This window comes from uncultured Clostridium sp. (assembly GCF_947036855.1).
Taxonomy (GTDB): Bacteria; Bacillota; Clostridia; order Clostridiales; family Clostridiaceae; genus Sarcina.
This window is the reverse complement of record NZ_CAMQRY010000028.1, coordinates 1-21,741: the sequence shown is the minus strand read 5'-3', so window position 1 is coordinate 21,741 and position 21,741 is coordinate 1. Positions and strand designations below refer to the sequence as shown.

At 29.1% G+C, this 21,741-nt stretch carries 21 protein-coding genes; 18 read left to right on the top strand and 3 right to left on the bottom strand.

The window, feature by feature from the left end; all coding sequences use genetic code 11:
• The 3 genes from Q0V15_RS04835 to murC all read right to left on the bottom strand — a co-directional run.
• A partial coding sequence (locus Q0V15_RS04835; RefSeq protein ID WP_297436562.1) for a Na+ dependent nucleoside transporter N-terminal domain-containing protein occupies nucleotides 1–147 on the bottom strand: 147 nt, incomplete at its 3' end.
• A 97-nt stretch (nucleotides 148–244) separates the two neighbouring features.
• Complete coding sequence (locus tag Q0V15_RS04830; RefSeq protein ID WP_297436556.1) at nucleotides 245–1,063, bottom strand: purine-nucleoside phosphorylase; 819 nt, start codon at nucleotides 1,061–1,063, stop codon at nucleotides 245–247.
• Nucleotides 1,064–1,633: 570 nt separating this feature from the next.
• Entirely contained in the window at nucleotides 1,634–3,010 is a 1,377-nt protein-coding gene (murC, locus tag Q0V15_RS04825; RefSeq protein WP_297436555.1) for a UDP-N-acetylmuramate--L-alanine ligase, read from the bottom strand.
• A 225-nt stretch (nucleotides 3,011–3,235) separates the two neighbouring features.
• On the opposite strand from murC, the gene purR reads away from it, so the two are divergent.
• The 18 genes from purR to Q0V15_RS04735 all read left to right on the top strand — a co-directional run bounded on the left by purR (nucleotide 3,236) and on the right by Q0V15_RS04735 (nucleotide 21,496).
• Nucleotides 3,236–4,060 carry a pur operon repressor gene (purR, locus tag Q0V15_RS04820; RefSeq protein ID WP_297436553.1) on the top strand — a complete coding sequence of 275 codons (825 nt, stop codon included), beginning with the start codon at nucleotides 3,236–3,238 and terminating at the stop codon, nucleotides 4,058–4,060.
• A 140-nt stretch (nucleotides 4,061–4,200) separates the two neighbouring features.
• Nucleotides 4,201–4,491, top strand: a complete 291-nt coding sequence (gene spoVG, locus Q0V15_RS04815; protein ID WP_297436551.1) for a septation regulator SpoVG — start codon at nucleotides 4,201–4,203, stop codon at nucleotides 4,489–4,491.
• Between the two features lie 200 nt (nucleotides 4,492–4,691).
• Complete coding sequence (gene glmU / locus Q0V15_RS04810) at nucleotides 4,692–6,053, top strand: bifunctional UDP-N-acetylglucosamine diphosphorylase/glucosamine-1-phosphate N-acetyltransferase GlmU (RefSeq protein ID WP_297436549.1); 1,362 nt, start codon at nucleotides 4,692–4,694, stop codon at nucleotides 6,051–6,053.
• Nucleotides 6,054–6,116: 63 nt separating this feature from the next.
• Entirely contained in the window at nucleotides 6,117–7,085 is a 969-nt protein-coding gene (locus Q0V15_RS04805; RefSeq protein WP_297436547.1) for a ribose-phosphate diphosphokinase, read from the top strand.
• A 251-nt stretch (nucleotides 7,086–7,336) separates the two neighbouring features.
• Nucleotides 7,337–8,023 carry a response regulator transcription factor gene (locus Q0V15_RS04800; protein ID WP_297436545.1) on the top strand — a complete coding sequence of 229 codons (687 nt, stop codon included), beginning with the start codon at nucleotides 7,337–7,339 and terminating at the stop codon, nucleotides 8,021–8,023.
• A complete protein-coding gene (locus Q0V15_RS04795; RefSeq protein WP_297436543.1) occupies nucleotides 8,010–9,458 on the top strand; it encodes a sensor histidine kinase in 1,449 nt (482 codons plus the stop codon). The genes Q0V15_RS04800 and Q0V15_RS04795 overlap by 14 nt, the downstream gene beginning before the upstream one ends.
• Before the next feature lie 108 nt (nucleotides 9,459–9,566).
• Nucleotides 9,567–10,136 carry an aminoacyl-tRNA hydrolase gene (gene pth, locus Q0V15_RS04790; protein WP_297436541.1) on the top strand — a complete coding sequence of 190 codons (570 nt, stop codon included), beginning with the start codon at nucleotides 9,567–9,569 and terminating at the stop codon, nucleotides 10,134–10,136.
• Nucleotides 10,137–10,166: 30 nt separating this feature from the next.
• A complete protein-coding gene (gene mfd / locus Q0V15_RS04785) occupies nucleotides 10,167–13,697 on the top strand; it encodes a transcription-repair coupling factor (RefSeq protein ID WP_297436539.1) in 3,531 nt (1,176 codons plus the stop codon).
• Nucleotides 13,698–13,770: 73 nt separating this feature from the next.
• Nucleotides 13,771–14,916, top strand: coding sequence for a SurA N-terminal domain-containing protein (locus Q0V15_RS04780; protein WP_297436537.1), 1,146 nt, complete (start codon nucleotides 13,771–13,773; stop codon nucleotides 14,914–14,916).
• A gap of 232 nt (nucleotides 14,917–15,148) precedes the next feature.
• Nucleotides 15,149–15,700 carry a stage V sporulation protein T gene (gene spoVT, locus Q0V15_RS04775; RefSeq protein ID WP_297436535.1) on the top strand — a complete coding sequence of 184 codons (552 nt, stop codon included), beginning with the start codon at nucleotides 15,149–15,151 and terminating at the stop codon, nucleotides 15,698–15,700.
• Nucleotides 15,701–15,814: 114 nt separating this feature from the next.
• Nucleotides 15,815–17,341, top strand: coding sequence for a polysaccharide biosynthesis protein (locus Q0V15_RS04770; protein WP_297436532.1), 1,527 nt, complete (start codon nucleotides 15,815–15,817; stop codon nucleotides 17,339–17,341).
• A 106-nt stretch (nucleotides 17,342–17,447) separates the two neighbouring features.
• Entirely contained in the window at nucleotides 17,448–18,899 is a 1,452-nt protein-coding gene (gene mazG, locus Q0V15_RS04765; RefSeq protein ID WP_297436530.1) for a nucleoside triphosphate pyrophosphohydrolase, read from the top strand.
• 204 nt (nucleotides 18,900–19,103) lie between these two features.
• Complete coding sequence (locus tag Q0V15_RS04760) at nucleotides 19,104–19,379, top strand: HU family DNA-binding protein (protein WP_367173766.1); 276 nt, start codon at nucleotides 19,104–19,106, stop codon at nucleotides 19,377–19,379.
• A gap of 147 nt (nucleotides 19,380–19,526) precedes the next feature.
• A complete protein-coding gene (locus Q0V15_RS04755) occupies nucleotides 19,527–19,787 on the top strand; it encodes an RNA-binding S4 domain-containing protein (RefSeq protein WP_297436558.1) in 261 nt (86 codons plus the stop codon).
• Nucleotides 19,788–19,927: 140 nt separating this feature from the next.
• Nucleotides 19,928–20,227 carry a sporulation protein YabP gene (yabP, locus tag Q0V15_RS04750; RefSeq protein WP_297436528.1) on the top strand — a complete coding sequence of 100 codons (300 nt, stop codon included), beginning with the start codon at nucleotides 19,928–19,930 and terminating at the stop codon, nucleotides 20,225–20,227.
• Nucleotides 20,224–20,598 carry a spore cortex biosynthesis protein YabQ gene (yabQ, locus tag Q0V15_RS04745; protein ID WP_297436526.1) on the top strand — a complete coding sequence of 125 codons (375 nt, stop codon included), beginning with the start codon at nucleotides 20,224–20,226 and terminating at the stop codon, nucleotides 20,596–20,598. Before yabP ends, yabQ begins: the two co-directional genes overlap by 4 nt.
• A 73-nt stretch (nucleotides 20,599–20,671) precedes the next feature.
• Nucleotides 20,672–20,935 (top strand): septum formation initiator family protein, encoded by a 264-nt coding sequence (locus tag Q0V15_RS04740; protein ID WP_297436524.1) that lies wholly within the window; start codon nucleotides 20,672–20,674, stop codon nucleotides 20,933–20,935.
• An 81-nt stretch (nucleotides 20,936–21,016) separates the two neighbouring features.
• A complete protein-coding gene (locus Q0V15_RS04735; protein WP_297436522.1) occupies nucleotides 21,017–21,496 on the top strand; it encodes a S1 RNA-binding domain-containing protein in 480 nt (159 codons plus the stop codon).
• Nucleotides 21,497–21,741: the final 245 nt, after the last annotated feature.

The following is a 21,741-nucleotide window of genomic DNA, read 5'->3' as shown; positions in this document are numbered from 1 at the left end:
AGTTTTTAAAACAAATAACGCAAATAAAACTTGTAACACTAACCCTGTAGCAACTAAACGCCAATTAATTTTTTTCTTATTTTCTGAAAAAATGTATGCAACACCTAAAATAGCTATAATCCCTAAAACCCCTGTAAATCTATCCATTATTTATCCCCTTTGTCTTAAGTTTTTATTTATTGAATAAAAAAATAGAACTATCCTCATAATTGAGGATAGTTCTATTAACTAAAACATTCTAATCTTAAAGATTTTTGATTATATTTTGCATTAATTTGATAAAGTTAGCTCTAACTTTTTCAGAAGTTTCCATAACCTCTTCATGGTTTAAAGGTTGGTCAAGGATACCAGCAGCCATATTAGTCATGCATGATATACCGACAACTTGAAGTCCACTATGCTTAGCTATTATAACTTCAGGAACTGTTGACATCCCAACAGCATCAGCACCGAAAGTTCTAGCCATTCTGATTTCAGCAGGTGTTTCATAAGTTGGCCCACTGAACATAGCGTATACTCCTTCTCTAAGTTCCATTCCAAGATCACTAGCTATCTTTTTCACTTTACTTCTTAATGCTTTATCATAAGCATCTGACATATCAGGGAATCTTGTTCCGAATTCATTTAAGTTTCTTCCAATAAGTGGGTTAGCACCTGCGAAGTTAATGTGGTCTGTTATAATCATTAAATCTCCAGGAGTGTAATTTGCATTAACTGCTCCAGCAGCATTTGTTACTATAAGTTTTTCACATCCGATAAGTTTCATAACCCTAACTGGGAATGTAACTTCCTGCATGTTGTATCCTTCATAGTAATGGAATCTTCCTTGCATTGCTACAACAACTTTTCCTTCTAATTTACCTATAACAAGTCTACCAGCATGACCTTCAACTGTTGAAACTGGGAATCCAGGTATTTCTGAATAGTTATAATATTCAGCATCCTCAATAGTGTCAGCTATTGCTCCAAGTCCTGATCCAAGTATTAACGCTAGTTCAGGCTTGTAATTTGATTTTTCTAAAATATAATCTGCAGCTACTTTAATTTTTGTTGATAAATCCATATCTAATCACCTCTAAATTTATTATATAAACTTTAGTTAATTTTATAAAAACTAACTAATAAAAGAATATCAGTTTAATTAGATTACCTTTAAATTTATTCAACAATAATTACTAAATTTAATTTTACTTAATTAATAAAATAAAATTTGAGCAAAAATCTAGACAAAATGTCAAAATTCCTCAATAAATAATTAAGTTAATTATAATTATGAAAGGAAAAAAATACAATGTAAATATTGTCATTTTTTCGTAATATAAAGTAATTATTGGTTTTTAAAAATAATCATGAATGTATTATAGTCAGGCTGTTAAACGCTTACACGAAATACAGCACTAGAAATATAAATTTATTGTTAATTTAATCATATCATTATAATTTTTTATATGCAAACGTATGTATTCATTAAAAAGTGTATAAAAAGACAAAAAAACAATAAGTGTATTAATAAAATTAGCTATATGTTAATAATTTATCAAATCTAAAAAAGGATGTATATTTAATTATTTAATTTTTTGTGAAATTTTAATAAAATAAAAAAAACTAGCATTTGCTAGTTTTTTTATGATTATTAATCTTCTAGGAACATTTCTCCTACCTTAACTACATCTCCAGCTCCGATAGTCATAAGTAAATCACCAGAAGTAAGAATTGATTCAACATATTTTAAAGCTTCTTCATGAGAATGAACATTTATACATTTAACACCAGTTTCTCTTATAGCATCACCAAGTTCTACTGAATTTACAAGACCAGTATCTTTTTCTCTTGCAGCATAGATATCCATAAGAACAAGTTCATCAGACTCACCAAAACAAGTAGCAAAATCATCAAATAATGTTTTTGTTCTTGTATATGTGTGTGGTTGGAATATAGCTATTGTTCTATTCACATCCATTTTTCTTGCAGTTTCTAAAGTTGCTTTAATTTCAACAGGATGGTGAGCATAGTCATCAACTACTGTTATATCATTTTTAACACCTTTATATTCAAATCTTTTGTGAGCTCCACCAAAAGATTCTATTCCTTTAACTATTAAATCATGATTTATATCAAATCTTAAACCAACAGCGATAGCAGCAAGTGAATTTGATACATTGTGCATACCAGGAACATTTAATGAAACAGAGAAAAGTTTTTCATTATTGAATTCAATATCAAAACTTCCACAGCCTCTTTTATCAAAAGTAATGTTCTTAGCTCTTAGATTTCCATTTTCTACACCATAAGCGATAGTTTTACATTTACATTGTGAAAGGATATTTCTAACTCTAGCATCATCAGCATTACCAATTAACTGACCATCTTCTGGAATAAGCTGTGCAAATTCTAGGAAAGTATCTTCAATTTCATTTATATCTTTATAAAAATCTAGGTGATCAGCATCAATATTTAATATAATACCTATAAATGGATGGAATCTTAAGAAGCTTTTTTTATATTCACAAGCTTCAGTTATAAAGTGGTCACTACTACCAACTCTAAAATTACCATTTATAATATCTAAATCTCCACCAACTAAAATTGTTGGGTCAAGTTCTCCTGTAAGAGTTACATGAGCAATCATAGAAGTTGTTGTTGTTTTTCCATGAGTACCAGATACAGCTACATTTAATTTATGTGATTTTAATAAATATCCTAAAAATTCTGCTCTATCCATAAGAATAGCACCAATTTCTTTTGCTTTAACAATTTCAGGATTATCATTTGGAATTGCTGCTGTGTACACTACTAGGTCAATATTTTTAATGTTATCTGCATTATGTCCTATGTAGATTTCTGCACCGTTATTTTTAAGTCTATCTGTTAGTTCAGATTCTTTTGAATCAGAACCAGAAACTTTATATCCAGCATTTAATAGTATAGCGGCAAGACCACTCATACTAACACCACCGATTCCTATAAGGTGGATTTTTTTATTGATATCTTTTTTTAAGTCAAAAGACAAAGTAATCATCTCCTTTTTTGTATATACTTAATTATATACAGAATTATCTAATTTCACACATTAATTAAAAAAAAAAAGAAAAAAATAGTTAAATTTTTGAATAAACATTGATATTAGTTGGAATATTGAATAGAATATGAATAATGAACGAATTATTATTAATATAATTCGTATATATTATTCGTATAAAATATAAATGAAAGTTTAAAATGAAGGTGATTGTAAATGGAAAAGTTAAGTAGAAATAGTAGAGTGTCGATTATAACAAAAGTACTTATGGAGAATCCAAATAAAATAATAGGTTTAAATAGATTTTCAGAACTTTTAAATGCAGCTAAATCAACTATAAGTGAAGATATCTTTATAATTAGAGAGAGTTTAGAAAAAAAAGATATGGGAACTATTGAAACGATAGCTGGTGCAGCAGGTGGAATTAAGTTTGTACCTAATATGGGAATTGTAGAAAGAAATCAATTTATAGATGAATTATGTGATGTAATGAGTGCTACTAATAGACTTGTAGCAAGTCAATTTATATATGTTACAGATTTAATGTTTGATCCAGATATAATTGTAAAAGCGGGAGTTATACTTGCATCATTTTATAAAAAGACATTAGTTGATTACATAGTTACAGTTGAAACAAAAGGAATCCCATTAGCTTATGAGGTAGCTAAAAATCTAGGGGTTAAAATGGTTGTAGCAAGACGAGATAGTAAAGTTACGGAAGGTTCAACTTTATCTATAAATTATGTTTCAGGAACTTCAGGAAGAATTCAACAAATGTGTTTATCTAAAAAAGCGCTTAGAAATGGAAGCAAATGTATATTTATTGACGATTTTATGAGAGGTGGCGGAACTGCTAAAGGAATAATTGACCTATTAAAGGAATTTGATTCAGAACTTGTTGGAATAGGAGTTCTTGTTGATAATAAAATAGCAGCTAATAAACTTGCAAAAGATTATATTTCTTTAGTTGATGTTGTTCAATTAGAAGAAGGGGGAATAAAAATTATCCCTTCAAAGAATTTAACAGAGGATATTATTTAGTTTTAAGATATTGATTAACTGCATATGTTGTTTACAAAGAATGAATTTTTTTAATAAACTTTAAATTCTTTTAGAAAAAAAAGGAATTAGAGAGAAAAAATAGAATTTATTAATTAACATAACAACTGGAGGTGTGGTCAATGCAAATTACTGATGTAAGAATTAGAAAGATAGCTTCAGAAGGTAAAATGAAAGCTATTGTATCTGTAACATTTAATGAGCAATTCGTGGTTCATGATATTAAGGTTATAGAGGGACAAAGTGGGTTATTTATAGCTATGCCAAGTAGAAAGACACCAGATGGTGAATTCAAGGATATAGCTCACCCAATTAACACAGAGACAAGAGAACAAATCCAAAGTGCAATTCTTGGAAAATATGAAGAAGTTATAAAAGCTGAAGAAGTTACAAAAACTGAAGAAGTATTATAAGGTAAAAAGGTGAAAGGGAGCGATGCTTCTTTTCATCTTTTATTTTTTGTTCGGATTTTTACTGTGAAAATATAAGTAGCATCTTGAAATACGGGGTACTTTAAAATATAATTAGTATAGAAATACGAATGAAATTAAGTCGTAGATAAATATAATTAGTATAGACTATTTTAATAATTATACTTTAAAGAGGTGAAACAATGAATAAATGTGCTATAATATTAGCAGCAGGACAAGGAACTAGAATAAAATCTAAACTTCCTAAAGTTTTACACAAGGCTTGTGGTAAAGAGATGGTTAACCATGTCATTGATACTATGAGAGCTGCAGAATTAGAGGAAGTAAATGTAATAATAGGGAAGGGTGCTGAGCTTGTAAAAGAGCGAACATCATCAAGAAAAGTCTCTTATTCATTACAGGAAGAACAGTTAGGTACTGGTCATGCAGTAATTTGCACAAAGGATTTTCTAAAAGGAAAATCAGGTGTTGTTGCTATATTTACAGGAGATGCTCCTTTAATAAAAGAAGATACTGTTAGGAATTTAATAAATATGCATATTAATGAAAAGAATTATGCAACTTTATTAACTTCAGTAATTGATAATCCTACAGGATATGGAAGGATTATAAGGGGAAATGAATCAGTTGATAGAATTGTTGAGCATAAAGATTGTTCAGAGAATGAGTTAAAGGTTTCAGAAATTAATGCAGGTATGTATTGTTTTGATATTGAAAGTCTTTTAGAATCTTTAGATAAATTGTCGAATGATAATGTTCAAGGTGAATACTATTTAACTGATGTTATCGGTATTTTAAAGTCAGAAGGTAAGAAAATTGGAGCTATGATAACTAATTTTGAAGAAACAATAGGTGTTAATTCAAGAGCAGAATTATCAATAGTTGAAAATATTTTAAGAAAAAGAATCAATAGAAAACATCTTGATAATGGTGTTACATTAATTGATGAAAATTCAACTTATATAGGTCTTGATGTTGAAATTGGTCAAGATACTATAATATATCCAAATGTAATTTTAGAGGGTAATACTAAAATTGGAGAGGATTGTATTTTATATCAAAACTCAAGAATTAACAATTCTGTTATAGGTGATAGAACTACTATTGAGAGTTCTGTTATAACACAAAGTACTGTTGGAGATGATACAGCAGTTGGTCCTTTTGCTTATATTAGACCTGATTCTAACATTGGAAACCATGTTAAAATTGGAGATTTTGTTGAAATTAAGAAATCTAGCATAGGGAATAACACAAAAGTATCTCATTTAACTTATATTGGAGATGCACAGGTTGGAGAATCTTGTAATTTCGGTTGTGGTACAGTAGTTGTTAACTATGATGGAGTAAATAAAAATAAAACTATAGTTGGAGATAATGCATTTATAGGATGCAATAGTAATTTAGTATCACCAGTTGAAGTTGCAGATAATAGTTATATTGCTGCAGGATCAACTATTACTAAGAAAGTTTCTGAAGGTTCACTTGCGATTGCAAGAGCTAGACAAACTAATATTGAAGGTTGGGTTGATAGAAAAAGAAAGTAAAATTTCTTTTATATATATATACAAATGTAAAATGGGATTATTTTAAGGAGGTCTTCACGACATATGGAAAATCAGTTAAAAAATATCAAGATTTTTACTGGTAACTCACATCCTGAGTTAGCACAAAGAATTGCAGATACTATAGGTTTACCTTTAGGTAAATCAACAGTAGGTACTTTTAGTGATGGAGAAATATCAGTAGATATTAATGAAACTGTAAGAGGTTGCGATGTATTTATCGTTCAATCAACATGTAGTCCAGTTAATAATAACCTTATGGAGTTATTAATCATGATAGATGCATTTAAAAGAGCATCTGCAGGAAGAATAACAGCAGTTATACCATATTATGGATACGCAAGACAAGATAGAAAAGTAAAATCAAGAGATCCAATAACAGCTAAATTAGTTGCTGATTTATTAACAGCAGCTGGTGCAGATAGAGTTCTTACAATGGACTTACATGCAGCTCAAATTCAAGGATACTTTGATATACCAGTTGATCATATGCTAGGTTCACCAATACTTGCTAATTATTTTGTAAATGAAATGAAACTTGCAGATAGAGATGATGTTGTTGTTGTTTCACCAGATTTAGGTTCTGTTACAAGAGCTAGAAAATTTGCTGATAAATTACATGCACCAATAGCTATTATAGATAAGAGAAGACCTAAGGCAAATGTTTCAGAAATAATGAATATCATAGGTGATATAAGAGGAAAAGTTTGTATATTAATAGATGATATGATTGATACAGCAGGAACTATAACTAATGCAGCTAATGCATTAAAAGATTTAGGGGCGACTCATATTTACGCTTGTTGTACTCATGGTGTCCTTTCAGGACCAGCTATTGATAGAATTAACAGTTCAGCAATAGAACAATTAGTTATGCTTAATACTGTGAAATTACCAGAAAGAGATGATTTAGAGAAGTTTAAGTCATTATCAGTAGCACCACTTCTTGCTAATGCAATTGAGAGAATATACGATGATGAACCATTGAGTAAATTATTTGAAGAGTTCTGTTAATCAGTATATTTTAAAAGAAAAAATAAGTAATTATTAATTAGATTTATATAATTTAAATTTAATTAAATAAAAATTAGTTAAATTTTGAAACATCTAATCTTATTTAAGAGTTTAGGTGTTTTTTTTTATAACAAATTTGGTGAAATTTGTGGTATAATTAGAAAAAATGATAAATTGTTAAAATAGTATACAGAATAGTTACAAATATGAACAGTATAGATTGTTTAAAATTAGATTAGGAGTGTGTAAAAATGGATAGTTTAATAGGGAAAATATTAGTAGTAGATGATGATGAAAATATATGCCAAGTACTTAAGATGTACTTAGAAAGTGCAAATTACGATGTAAAGGTTGTTAACGATGGTAAGTCGGCAGAAGAAGTATTTTCAACTTACAAGCCTAATTTAGTTTTACTTGACGTTATGTTACCAGGTATTGACGGGGTAGAGGTACTTAAGTGGATAAGAAGAGAGGGAAATACACCAGTAGTTATGCTTACAGCTAAGGGAGAAGTTTTTGATAAAGTGTTAGCATTAGAAATAGGGGCTGATGACTATATTGTAAAACCATTTGAACCAAAAGAAGTTATGGCTAGAGTAAAGGCAGTAATGAGAAGATATTCAGTAGATAAAACTGATGAGGATGTTTTAACATTCCCAGGTCTTATTGTAGATACAAACTCATATAAAGTTACTTATAGAGATGAAGAAGTTAAAATGCCACCTAAAGAGTTTGAATTATTATATTACTTAGCTAATAATAAAAACAAGGTATTTACTAGAGAGCAATTACTTTGTGAAGTTTGGGGATATGATTACCCAGGTGATTCAAGAACTGTAGATGTTCATATAAAAAGATTAAGAGAAAAGTTAACTAAAGGCGAAAATTGGCAATTAGAAACAGTTTGGGGTGTAGGATACAAGTTTGAAATTAAATAAGAAGGTTAGGACTCATAGTTTAGTTCCAAAACTTCTTTTAAGCGTTATGGCAATTATAGGAGTTATTTTTGCCATAATCGCTTTTATTTTATCTGCAACTGTTAAGGATTACTATTGTAGTAGTAGGGTTGAAAAAATCAATGAGGTTTCGAGCCTTGTTAATCAGTCTATGACTTCATATAGAGATGCTAAGGGTACTAATTTACATGAGCTTAATGCTGTGTTACAGTTTAGCCAAGAATTTTTAAATGCAGATGTAATTTTAACTGACACTAAGGGTGTTGTATTTGCCGTATCTAATAAGAATAATAATAGTTATAAGCTACAAAAAATAGTAGATTTAGATGGTAAAAGTATATTGAGTAATGATACTTTAGATTATAATACTGGGGATTATAATGTTTATAGTAAAAAACTTATTTATAAGAATAAGTTTGAAGGGGTTATGATTGTTAAGACTCCACTTGATCAGATGAAACTTGCTTTAAAGCAGATATATTCTATCATATGGTTCTTTGTAATTTTAACACTCATAATTTTAAGTATCGTTATTTATGCAGTTTCTGATAAGTTTATAATTAATCCTATTGAAGAGGTTAATAAGGTTTCAAGAAAAATTGCAAATGGTGAAGTTGCGAATCGAGTTGACATAAAGTCAGATGATGAACTTGGTGAACTTGCAAGGAACTTTAACTATATGGCAGAATCTATTGAAAAAACTGAGATGAACAGAAGAGAGTTTATTTCTAATGTATCTCATGAGCTTAGATCACCTATGACTTCAATAAAAGGATTTATTGCGGGTATTTTAGATGGAATTATACCACCTGATAAGGAACATTTCTATTTAGGAAAGGTATCTGATGAGATTGAAAGACTTACAAGACTTATTAGTGATTTACTTGATATATCAGCTATGCAAGCTGGTAAATTAACTTTTAATTTTACTAAAGTAGAAATGAATGAAGTTATGAGGACTGCTATTATTAATCTAGAGCCAAAAGTAACTGATAAAAAGTTATCTGTTGATATAGATTTAGCTTCTGAAGATTTGTTAGCTGTTGCTGATAAGGATAAACTTATGCAAGTAGCGACTAATTTAACAGATAATGCTATTAAATATTGTATTGAAGGCGGAAAGATTAAAATCTCAACAAAAGCTAAAGATGATAAGATTATAGTTTCGATTTATAATGATAGTCATCAATTAACTGAAGACCAGTTAAGACAGGTCTGGGAGAGATTCTATAAAGCCGATAAATCAAGAACTAATAAATATAGCACTGGTCTTGGGCTTTCAATAGTTATGAATATTATAACTAATCATAAGCAAGAAGTTTGGTGTAAAAACTCGGATGATGGAAATGGTGTTGTTTTTGAATTTACACTTGATAAGTGGGATGATAAAAAATATCTTAAGATAGAGAAAATTTAATAAAGGAATAACTTGCTAGTTCTAGCAGGTTATTTTTTTATATATTATACATAATTAATTATTATTGGTATAATTTATTTGTATTTTTTATAATATGGAGGATGAAGGATGTTTTTAATAGTAGGACTAGGTAACACTGGTAAACAATATGATAGAACAAGACATAATATAGGGTTTGATATGGTTGACTATATTTCTAAGGAGTATAGCATTGATATAAATAGGACAAAATTTAAAGGACTTTATGGAGAAGGAAATATAAAAGGTGAGAAGGTTATTTTATTAAAACCTCAAACTTTTATGAATCTTAGTGGTGATAGTATAATTCAATTCATGAAGTTTTATAAATTAACAGTTGATGATATGGTTGTTATTTATGATGATATAAGTATGGATATTGGTAGACTTAGAATTAGAGAAAAAGGTAGTGCTGGTGGACATAATGGTATAAAGAGTATTATTCAAAATTTTGGTTCAGATGTTTTTCCAAGAGTTAAAGTTGGTGTTGGAGCACCAGAGCATGATTTAGTTTCACATGTTTTAGGAAAATTCCCAAAAGATGATTATGCACATATATCAGGTGTTATGCCTGTTGTTGTAAGTGCAATAGAGGAAATGATTAAGACGGATGTAAAAAGTTCTATGAATAAATTTAATGGTACATGTATTGATAAGTAAGGTTTTATTTTATAAGTGGGGTGTTGATTAATGAGACTAAAAGGACTTATGGATCCTTTGATAGAAAACAATAGTTTTAAAGAGTTATCAAATTATCTTGAGGATAGAAAATTTCCATTTGAAGTGAATGGACTTAGTGATTCAGGAAGAGCATTTATGATAAATTCTATTTTCTTAAAAGAAGATAGATCTATGGTTATAGTTACGGGAAGTGATATGGAGGCTAAAGATTTATATGAAGATTTAAGTCTTTATACTTTAGATGTTCATTATTTTCCAGCTAAGGAGATAGTTTTCTATAATATAGATGCTATTTCAGGAGATTTAAGGTGGGCTAGACTTAAGGTTATAAAAGAAATTTTGGAAAATAAGGATAGAAAGAAGATTATAGTTACATCTATTGAATCTTTTGTTGCTTTTTATACTCCATTAGATTTATATAAGCAGTATAGTTTTAGTATTTTTGAGGAACAAGAAATTAATATAAATGAAATAGTTCAAAAACTTGTTGAATCAGGTTATGAAAGAGTTCAAGTTGTAGAGGGTAAAGGTGAATTTGCAGTAAGAGGTGGAATACTTGATTTATATCCACCATGCAGTAGCCTTCCTTTTAGAATTGAGCTTTTTGGTGATGAAGTTGATTCTATTAGAACTTTTAACATTGATTCACAAAGAAGTATAGAAAGACGGGATAAAGCAGATATATTTCCAGCTAAAGAAATTGTTTTAAGTAAAGAGATTTTAGATAAAGCAGTTAATTCAATTGAGAATGAACTTAAAGAGTTTATAGATAAAAATTCTGAAAAAAGTGAATTAGTTGAAAAGCTTAATAAGACAGTGAAAAAAAATATAGAGAATTTAAAAGAAACTTGGAGTTTTGAAACAATAGAAAGTTATATACCTTTCTTATTTGATAAACCATCAAGTTTATTTGACTATCTTGAAGATTATCTTTTTGTTATTGATGAATCAGAGAGAGCGAGTGGGAAAATTGATAGTGTTTTATATGAGTTTTCAGAGAATTATAAAGCATTTTTAGAAAGAGGAGATATACTTCCAAGTCAAAGTAGACTTATGATTAGCAAGGAAACTTTAGAAAATGAGTTTATAGCTAATGATTGTATACTTTTAAATTCACTTGAGAAAAATTTAAAGTTTTTAAAAGCTAGAGAGAATTTTACTTTTAAACAATTAACGTTACCTAGATATCAAGGTAATTTTGATTTGCTTGTTGAAGAAATTATAGATAAAAAGAAGAATGGCTATAAAACAGTTATTTTATCAGGAACTAGAACTAGAGGTGAAAGGCTTGTTGAGGCTTTAAAACTTAGAGATATTGAATGTTCTTATAAAGATTCTATTGATGAATTAAAGTCTTGTGAGGTAGTTGTTACTTTTGGAAATCAAATAAATGGATTTGATTTTAGTGAACTTAAGATTTGTATTATTTCTGATAAGGATGCATTTGGTGAGGGGAAAAGAAGTAAGAAGAAAAGTGTTAAGAAACAAAAAGGTATGGCAAAGATTAAAAGCTTTGGTGAGTTAAAACCAGGTGATTATGTTGTTCACGTTAATAGTGGAATTGGTGTTTATAAAGGGATAAAACAAATTGAGGTTGCTGGAAATAAAAGAGATTATTTAGATATTGAATATCAAAAAGGTGATAAGCTATATTTACCAGTTGAACAGCTTGATTTGGTTCAAAAATATGTTGGGTCTGAGGGTAAATTACCTAAGGTTAGTAAACTTGGTGGGGCAGAGTGGCAAAAAGCAAAAGCTAAGGCTAGAAAGTCTATTAATGATATTGCAGAGGAACTTGTTAAGCTTTATGCAGCAAGAGAATCTATTAAAGGATTTAAGTATTCAAAAGACACTACTTGGCAAAAGCAATTTGAAGATGAATTCCCATATAATGAAACTCCAGACCAGTTAACTTCTCTAGAAGAGATTAAAGAGGATATGGAGTCTGATAAACCAATGGATAGACTACTTTGTGGTGATGTTGGATATGGAAAGACAGAAGTAGCTGTAAGAGCAGCATTTAAAGCTGTTATGGATGGAAAACAAGTAGCATTTTTAGTTCCTACAACTATTTTAGCAGACCAACATTATAATACATTTAAAAAAAGGTTTGCTAGTTTCCCAGTAAAGATTGATGTAATAAGTAGATTTAAATCTAGAAAAGATCAAAATCAAACTTTAAAAACTTTAAAAGAGGGAAATGTAGATATACTAATAGGAACTCATAGACTTGTTTCTAAAGATATTGGATTTAAAGATTTAGGTCTTTTAGTTGTTGATGAGGAGCAGAGATTTGGAGTTACTCAAAAAGAGAAAATTAAAAATGTTAAGAAAAACATTGATGTTTTAACTCTTAGTGCAACACCTATTCCTAGAACGCTTCATATGTCGCTTACAGGAGTTAGGAGTATTTCAGTTATAGAAACTCCTCCTGAGGATAGATATCCTATTCAGACATATGTAGTTGAGCAAAATGACCAGCTTTTAAGAGATGCCATTCTTAGAGAAATAAATAGAGGCGGACAGGTATTCTTTGTTTATAACAGAGTAGAGAGCATTCAAGTTATGGCAGCTTATATCAAAGAACTTGTTCCAGAATGTATACCTAGAGTTATACATGGTCAAATGAATGAAAAAGAACTTGAAACAGAGCTTGTTGATTTTATGAATAAAGAAGCAAATGTTTTAGTTTGTACTTCTATTATTGAAACTGGTATTGATATGCCTAATGTTAATACACTTATAGTTCATGATGCTGATAAGATGGGACTTTCACAGTTATATCAGTTAAGAGGTAGAGTTGGTAGAAGTAATAGAGTTGCTTATGCCTATTTTGTTTATAGAAAAGATAAAGTTTTAACTGAAGTTGCAGAGAAAAGACTTAAAGCTTTAAAAGATTTTACAGAGCTTGGTTCAGGATTTAAGATAGCTATGAGGGACCTTGAGATAAGAGGGGCTGGTAGTATGATGGGAGCATCACAACATGGGCATATGGCTAGTGTTGGGTATGATTTATATTGTAGGATGCTTGAGGATACTATAAAACTTATTAAAGGTGAAATTGATAATGAACCTGTTGAAACAACAGTTGATATTAAAATTGATGCATATATTCCTTCAAATTATATTGAGGATGAAATTCAAAAAATTGAAGTGTATAAAAAGATTGCTGCAATTGAAAATGAAGATGATTATAATTATGTTAAAAGTGAGCTTAAGGATAGATACTCAAATATTCCAAAGCCAGTTGAAAATCTTATGGATATAGCATATATAAAAAGCAAGGCTAAAATTCTTGATATAGAAGAAGTTAAGGAAAGAAAAAATGAAATTATTTTTGAATTCCAAAGTAGAGAAAGAACTGATAAGAAAATTTTTGTGGATATAATTAAAAAATATAAGAAGCATATTTTATTTAATTTTGGTGATAAACCAAGTTTTTCTTATAGGATAACAGAAGAAAGAAAAGAGTTTATTATGCAGACTTTAAAAGAACTTTTAGATGATGTTGTTATTAAAAAATTAAAAGGTAAAAAGTAAATTGAAAAAGTATTGGAATATTGCTATACTTATGATTAACTATGTTAAGTAAAAAAAGAAGAGAGGTAAATTCATGAAAAATGTTAAGAGAATAGTAGGGGTTGCCATAGTTGTAGCTATAATAGCTGGAGCTGCAATTGGAAGTGGGATGATTCAAAAAACTCCAGAAGCAATTCAGAAGACTGTTATAGGTAAAGTGGGGGAAACTGATATTACAATAGCCCAAATACAACCACAGATGGAACAATTGTATGGTATGATATCAAGTCAGATTCAGGGGAATCCAATGGATAATCCAGATGTTAAAAAGACTATAATACAAGCAAGAGAAAAAGCAGTAAATACTTTAATTGAACAAGATATTATAAAGCAACAAGTTACAGCACAAAAGATAACAGTAACAGATGCTGAAATAAGTGCAGAAGTAGATAAAATGTATAATGGGCAAATAAATGAATTTATACAGAAAGCAGGAAATGATAAAGCAAAAGGAACAGCAGCATTTAATGAAGCTTTAAAATCAAGTCCATATAAAGATGAAGCTGGATTTAAAGCAGAGTTAAAGAAAGAAATAGAGAAAAATTATCCAGAGCAAAAAGTAATTAATACAGTAATAGATGCAGTGCCTAAGGTAACAGAGGCAGAAGCACAAAGTTATTACAATGAAAACAAAGCTCAGTTTACAAAAGAAGCAGGAGCAGATGTTTATCAAATTGTTACAGCTTCAAAAGAAAAAACAGAAGCTTTAAGAACAGAATATCTTGAAAAAACTAAAGGTATGACAGACGTTAAAGATAAATTGGCAGTATTTAGTAAATTAGCATCTGAAAATAATTCAGATAATACAAAGAATACAGGTGGAAGCTTAGGCTATGTTAAATATTCAGATACTCAGCTTGTTCCAGAATTTATGACTGCTGTTAAAGGATTAAAAGCAGCTGGAGATATTTCAGAAGTTGTTAATTCAAAAACAAGTACTTATAGTGCATATAACTTTATATTTGTATCACAAGTTAATAAAGATAATGTAGTAGAACCATTTGCTGATGTTAATAAAGGTGATGCTTTAGTTAATCAACTTTATGGTCAAAAGCAACAACAAGCATTTACAGTTAAGCTTGATGAGTGGAAAAAAGCTGCTGATGCAGAAGTTTTAACTAATAAATTAGGATATGCAGTACCTGTAGCTCCTAAAACAGAAGAACCAGCAACTAAGTAATTAATATTTAAATAAAAAGCTACTCGAAATAATTTTTCGAGTAGCTTTTTTGTATTTATGGCTAGTAAAGTTAGAGTTAAAGAGGGTTAAGGTAAAAAGATAAATATTTCAAATCTCTATATTTAAGAGGAATTAAAGATAAATATAACCAAAGTGTATAAAATTTTAAATATGAAAAATACTATAGATGTAAACCTAAACAAAAGATTAAGTTTGAGGAGGCAGATATATTATGAAGGCAACAGGAATTGTAAGACGTATAGATGATTTAGGAAGAGTTGTTATACCAAAGGAAATCAGAAGAACTCTTAGAATTAGAGAAGGGGACCCTTTAGAAATATTTACAGACAGAGAGGGTGGAGTAATTCTTAAAAAGTATTCACCTATTGGAGAACTTACAGATTTTTCAAAGGAATATGCAGAAGCTTTAAATCAAGCTACAGGGCATAATATTGTAATATCAGATAATGATATGTTTATATCAGTTGCTGGAGTGGCAAAAAAAGACTATGTTGATAAAAAGATAAGTGATGAACTTGAAAGAATTATGGATAACAGAAAAGTTGTTCTACTTGGAGAGGGAACTGCAAAAGTTGAACCTTTATTCCAAGATGATAGAACAGAAGGTAAGTATACTGCACAAGCTGTAGCACCAATCATATCAGAGGGTGATGCAATTGGAACTGTTATTATGTTTTCAAATGATATTAAATCTTTTGGAGAAGTTGAGAAAAAACTTGTTGAAACAGCAGCAGCCTTTTTAGGAAAACAAATGGAGCAATAATAATTAACTTTAAAATTATATGTAAAACCACAGGTATACATAAATTTTGTAATAATACCTCTTAATTTTAAATAGTAATAAGTATTAGTATTTAAAGTTTGGAGGTATTTTTATATGAAAAAGCAAACCTTTATACAAGGTGGCTTGATTTTAGCTGGAATGGGTATAGTAAGTAAGTTTTTAGGGCTATTCTTTAGGTGGCCACTTGTTATGATGATGGGTGATGAGGGAATGGGATACTACCAAATGGTTTTCCCTATATTTTCTGTTTTTATAGCAATAGCTGGAGGGATTCCAATAGCTTTATCAAAACTTATATCAGAAAATAATGATACAGGTAGAGAGTGTGATAATGTAAAGCTTGTTAAAATAAGTACAAGCCTTTTGATTATAATTGCTATTTTAGGTGGAGTAGCTATATTTATGTTTAAGGATATTATTATTAAGGGATTTGGTTGGGATAGTAAAGTTTTATATTCTCTTCTTGCAATAAGTATTGCACCTATTTTTGTAGCTATAGTAAACCCTATTAGGGGATATTTTCAAGGGTATAAGAATATGAATGAAACTGCAATATCACAATTTTTAGAGCAACTTGGTAGAGTTATTGTAGGAGTTGGACTTGCATATATGTTGATTCCAAAGGGTATTGAGTATGCAGCAGGTGGTGCAGTTCTAGGAGCTTCAGCAGGTGGAGCTGTTGCATCAATATACTTAATATATAAATTTTCAAAGCTTAAACCAAAGAAAAAGTTTAAGAGCAAAAGTTCAACAGTGAGCTTAACTAAAAAGATAATTTTAGCGACACTTCCAATTGCAATTGGTGCAGGAGTTATTAGTATTATGGGTGTTATAGATTCTGGAGTTGTACCTAAAAAACTACTTGAGGCTGGATTTTCTAGTCAGGAAGCAACAATATTATTTTCACAGTTAACAGGTAAAGCAACAGCATTAGTTCATATTCCTTTAACTCTAGCAGTTGCTATGGGAAGTGCTTTAGTACCAACAATAGCATCAAGTAATGCACTAAGAAATTTTAAAGAACTTAGCAATAATATTGGTATGTCCCTTAAGTTTTCATTTGTAGTAGCTTTTCCATGTGCTTTTGGGATGTTTTTTCTAGCAGAGCCTATAATGGCAACTATTTTTCCAGGGAATGATGGTGGGGCAGATATACTTAGATATTTATCTCTTAGTATTCCATTTTTAGTTTTAATTCAGATAACAACATCAATACTTCAGGGTATGGGAAAAATGAAAATACCTGTTATAAATATGATTATTGGGTCAATTTTAAAGCTTGTTTTAACAGTATTTTTAGTTCCAATTCCAAATATAAATATAGATGGAGCCGTTATTGCAAGTGTAATAGCCTTTGGAGTTATAACAGTTTTAAATATGTCATATCTTAAATATTATACGAAATATAAAGTGAAGTGGAATGATATATTATTTAAACCATTTTTAGCAGCTATTATCATGATTATAGTAGCGCTTGGAAGTTTTCTTTTACTTGTTGATATCATAGGTAGTGTTGCAATAGCTTGCCTTGTATCTATAAGTTTAGGTGGAATTGTATATATAGGACTTATTTTATTTTTAAAAGTTTTAGATTATGAAACACTCAAAAGTAAAATTTAATATTTCAAATTAGAAGAAAGATATTTTTATATGATTTTATAGAAATATCTTTTTTCTTTTAGTATATTTAGGTATAAGAAGTTTATTAGATAGGAGTTGTGTGCAAATGATAAAAATAGTAGGACTAGGTACTGGGAATATAGATTCATTAACAGTAAGAGCTTACAAAGAAATAAAATTTTTTGAGAGAGTTTATGTTAGGACAAAGGAATTTTATACAGTTAAAGAGCTAGAAAAAGAAGGCGTAAGCTTTATCTCTTATGATGAGGAGTATAATAGTTCAGATTTATTTAAGATATTATATGATTTTATAGCTGAGGATATAATAAATAAAAATAATGAGTTTGGTGATGTTTTATATGCAGTTCCAGGACATCCACTTGTTGCAGAAAAATCAGTAATAAATATTATTGAGTTATGCAAAGAAAAAGGAATAGATTATGAAATAATTTCATCAACTAGTTTTATTGATTTAGCTATTGAAAAGTTAGAGATAGACCCAAGTGATGGATTTAAAATTATTGATGCTTTTGATATAAAAGATAAAATTATAAGTAAGCGAGAAGATTTGTTTATAACACAGGTTTATAATTCACTTATAGCTTCAGAAGTTAAAATAAAGTTACTTGATAGCTTTGATGATGAAACAGGTATAGTTTGTATGAAAGTTAATCAAAACACAGGAGAACTCATTTTAAGGGATATAAAGCTCTATGAATTAGATTGGCAGGAAGATTTAGACCATACAACATATGTTTATGTGAAGAAAGATTTAAATGCTAAGTATGACTTTAAAGATTTATTGGATATTATAGATAAACTTAGAAGTAAGGAGGGGTGTCCATGGGACATGGTTCAAACTCATGATAGTATAAAGCGTGATTTACTTGAAGAAGCTTATGAAGTTATTGATGCTATTGAGAAAAAAGACTTATTTGGATTAGAAGAAGAACTTGGGGATATACTTTTACATGTAGTGTTCCATGCCTCAATAGGAAAAGAAGATGGAGAGTTTAATATAGATGATGTAATATCAGGGATTTGTAAGAAAATGATTTTTAGACATCCACATGTGTTTAAGGATATAAAATTAGATACAGCAAGTGAAGTTTTAGAAAACTGGGATGTTGTAAAAAAAGAAGAAAAAGGGTTTGAAACTTTAACAGATGAAATGAAAGCTGTAGCAAATGCATTACCAAGTTTAGTTAAAGCAAAAAAAATTCAAAAGAAAGCTGCGAGGGTTGGATTTGATTTTGAAAATGTAGGAGAAGCTATGAAAAAGGTAATTGAGGAATTAAATGAGATAAAAAATGTATATAACTCAGATAAACGGTCAAGAATAGAAGAGGAAGTAGGTGATTTAATTTTTTCAGCAGTAAATGTTGGAAGGTTATTATCAGTCGACTGTGAAGAAGCATTAGAGAAGACTATATTAAAATTTATTACAAGATTTTCTAAAATTGAAAACTTAGCAATTTCAAAAGGAAGAGATTTAGAACAGGTGAGTTTAGCAGAGATGGATGAAATTTGGGAAGAGTCTAAGAAATTTGAAAATTAGGTTGAAATTTGTAGGAAAACATTAACTTTACCTTAAATTGTAAAAAAAAACTATTTAAGAGTAAAAAAAGTTAACTAAATGGGATAAATAGTACGATAGGTACTATACAAAAGGGTAAATATATAATATTATAATATATATTGCAGTATAAAATTGCAGTGATATACTTAAGAGTAAATTACTCAATTCAAGGAGGATGTAAAAGTGAATAAAGCAGAATTAATCGCAAGCATGGCTGAAATAAGTAATTTAACAAAGAAAGATGCTGAATTAGCATTAAAATCTTTCATTGAGAGCGTTCAAACAGCTCTTGAAAATGGTGAAAAAGTTCAATTAGTTGGATTTGGAACATTTGAAACAAGAGAAAGAGCAGCTAGAGAAGGAAGAAACCCAAGAACTAAAGAAGTTATACAAATAGCAGCTTCTAAAGCTCCAGTTTTCAAAGCTGGAAAAGAGTTCAAGGAAAGAGTTAATAAATAATTTATTACTTGTCAGTAAAACCCGAGTTATCTCGGGTTTTTTTGAATACAAAAATATAAAATTATTATATTGAAGTTATATTTTTATATAAAGAAGTTTTATAGATGTTACAATAAAAAATGGATGTAAGGAGAAAATAATATGAATATGAGATTAGATAAATACTTAAAAGTTTCTAGAATAATAAAAAGAAGAACAGTAGCAAAAGAAGCGTGTGCTAGTGATAGAGTTAAGATTAATGATAAAGTAGCAAAGCCATCTACAAAAGTTACAGATGGAGATGTTATAGAAATATTATTTGGAAACAGAACTTTAAAAGCTAGAATAATAAATATTGCAGAGCATGTTAAAAAAGAAGATGCTCAGCATATGTATGAAATTCTTGAAGGTGAAGAAGATAAAGAGTAAAATCTTTTTAGTTTTCTAAAATTTGATAATTAGTATTAATAAAATGCTAAACATAAACCATACTTATAAAACATATAATCTAACAAGAATTATATATTGAATTAATTTTAATTTGATGAGTTTTTAAGTAGGGAGGAATTATGGATAGTAATAATAAAATAATTTTAGAAAATAAAAAAAGTAGCATTTCATTAGAAGATAGAAAAAAAATTATTTTAACTGGAGTGTTAGATGTAATAAGTTTTGATGAAGAACAAATTAGTTTAAATACCAAACTAGGAGGACTTAATATAACAGGAACTAGTTTGAAAGTTAATAAATTAGATGTTCAAAATGGTGATATAGTTATTTTAGGTATGATAAAGTCTATTGTTTATTCTAGCAAAAAGGCTAAAAGGAAATTAAATTTATTTAACCGCAAAGGTAGAGAAAAACTATGATTGCATCAATAGATATTCAACTGAGAATAGTTATATTTTCTATAGTTGCAGGGGTTTTAATAGGTTTTTTATTTGATTCATATAGGGTTGTTAGAGGTAGTGATTCGCATAAATTAATTACTATAATAGAAGATGTTTTGTTTTGGATATTATGTGGAATGACAATATTTTTATTCCTACTATATTTTAATAATGCATATTTAAATATGTATATTTATATGCTAATAGGAGTTGGGCTTACATTCTATTTACTGGTATTTTCTAGTAAGATTTTTAAGCTTGAAAATTTACTAGCTATTTTTGTTTATAGGATTATTAGGATTCTTAGCAAAAATTTAAGATATATATTTAAAAATATATTTACTAAATAAAATAAATCCCTTGAATTAGTGGCATATAGTGTTTAAAATATACATATAGTCATTATGACTAAGGGGTGAGTTTATGAAGATGAAGTTAAATGTAAAACGTATAGCTCTAGTCGGTGTTAGCATTTTATGTGCAGGGACTTTAATGAATCAAGAAATCACAAAACGAAGATTGAATGATGAAAAGAAGGAAATAGAAAGCAAGCTAGAGAATTTAACTCAAGAGAATAAAGACTTAACAAATGAATTTGATGATTCTAAGACTGATGAATATATCGAAAGATTAGCTCGAGAAAGACTTGGAATGATTAAAAAAGGTGAGACAGTAGTTGTTGATTAATAGATTAGCAGTTATCATATAAATATTATTTTTAAAATAATATATATAATTTATTTAATATTTAAGGAGGATTCTTTTAATATGGCCTTAGAAACAGGAAGCATTTTAGAAGGTAAAGTAGTAAACATAACAAACTTTGGAGCGTTTGTAGAGGTTGGAGGAGAAACTGGATTAGTTCACATTTCAGAAGTTGCGGCATCTTTTGTTAAAGATATCAGAGAGCATCTTAAAGAAAATGATGAAGTTAAGGTTAAAGTACTTGGTACTGATGATAAAGGAAAAATAAGTTTATCAATCAAACAAGCAATGCCACCAAGACCAAGATCTGCAAGACCTGCGGAAGTAGATTGGAGCAGAAAAGAAAATAACAATAATAATGGTTATGAAAGAAGTAATAACCAAGGCGGAAATGGTTTTAGAAATAGAGATAGAGATATGAGAAATAGTAGACCTAAGAAGGAAAACTTTGAAGATATCATGTCTAAGTTTATGAAAGACAGCGAAGAAAGAATGCAAGATGTCAAAAAGAACCAAGAGCCAAGAGCAAGAAAAAGAACATAATTTTATATGAAATTTTTATTAATCCAAGATTTTAAGTAATTCTTGGATTATTTTTTTATCTATAAAGCTAGTAATTTCAATAGATTATAGGGGAAATTAAAAAAAAGAAAAAAAGTTCCTCTAAAGTGTTGACATAGTTAGATATTTTAGATATAATAATCCTTGTCGTTAAGAACAAGACACATTGATGTGCCGAAGTGGCGGAACTGGCAGACGCACAGGACTTAAAATCCTGCGGTGGTTAT

Excerpts from the sequence above, each read along its gene's own strand:
- Q0V15_RS04830 (WP_297436556.1), bottom strand. The coding sequence starts at position 1,063 with ATGGATTTATCAACAAAAATTAAAGTAGCTGCAGATTATATTTTAGAA.
- purR (WP_297436553.1), top strand. The coding sequence starts at position 3,236 with ATGGAAAAGTTAAGTAGAAATAGTAGAGTGTCGATTATAACAAAAGTA.
- spoVG (WP_297436551.1), top strand. The coding sequence starts at position 4,201 with ATGCAAATTACTGATGTAAGAATTAGAAAGATAGCTTCAGAAGGTAAA.
- glmU (WP_297436549.1), top strand. The coding sequence starts at position 4,692 with ATGAATAAATGTGCTATAATATTAGCAGCAGGACAAGGAACTAGAATA.
- Q0V15_RS04805 (WP_297436547.1), top strand. The coding sequence starts at position 6,117 with ATGGAAAATCAGTTAAAAAATATCAAGATTTTTACTGGTAACTCACAT.
- Q0V15_RS04800 (WP_297436545.1), top strand. The coding sequence starts at position 7,337 with ATGGATAGTTTAATAGGGAAAATATTAGTAGTAGATGATGATGAAAAT.
- pth (WP_297436541.1), top strand. The coding sequence starts at position 9,567 with ATGTTTTTAATAGTAGGACTAGGTAACACTGGTAAACAATATGATAGA.
- mfd (WP_297436539.1), top strand. The coding sequence starts at position 10,167 with ATGAGACTAAAAGGACTTATGGATCCTTTGATAGAAAACAATAGTTTT.
- Q0V15_RS04780 (WP_297436537.1), top strand. The coding sequence starts at position 13,771 with ATGAAAAATGTTAAGAGAATAGTAGGGGTTGCCATAGTTGTAGCTATA.
- spoVT (WP_297436535.1), top strand. The coding sequence starts at position 15,149 with ATGAAGGCAACAGGAATTGTAAGACGTATAGATGATTTAGGAAGAGTT.
- Q0V15_RS04770 (WP_297436532.1), top strand. The coding sequence starts at position 15,815 with ATGAAAAAGCAAACCTTTATACAAGGTGGCTTGATTTTAGCTGGAATG.
- mazG (WP_297436530.1), top strand. The coding sequence starts at position 17,448 with ATGATAAAAATAGTAGGACTAGGTACTGGGAATATAGATTCATTAACA.
- Q0V15_RS04755 (WP_297436558.1), top strand. The coding sequence starts at position 19,527 with ATGAGATTAGATAAATACTTAAAAGTTTCTAGAATAATAAAAAGAAGA.
- yabP (WP_297436528.1), top strand. The coding sequence starts at position 19,928 with ATGGATAGTAATAATAAAATAATTTTAGAAAATAAAAAAAGTAGCATT.
- yabQ (WP_297436526.1), top strand. The coding sequence starts at position 20,224 with ATGATTGCATCAATAGATATTCAACTGAGAATAGTTATATTTTCTATA.
- Q0V15_RS04740 (WP_297436524.1), top strand. The coding sequence starts at position 20,672 with ATGAAGATGAAGTTAAATGTAAAACGTATAGCTCTAGTCGGTGTTAGC.
- Q0V15_RS04735 (WP_297436522.1), top strand. The coding sequence starts at position 21,017 with ATGGCCTTAGAAACAGGAAGCATTTTAGAAGGTAAAGTAGTAAACATA.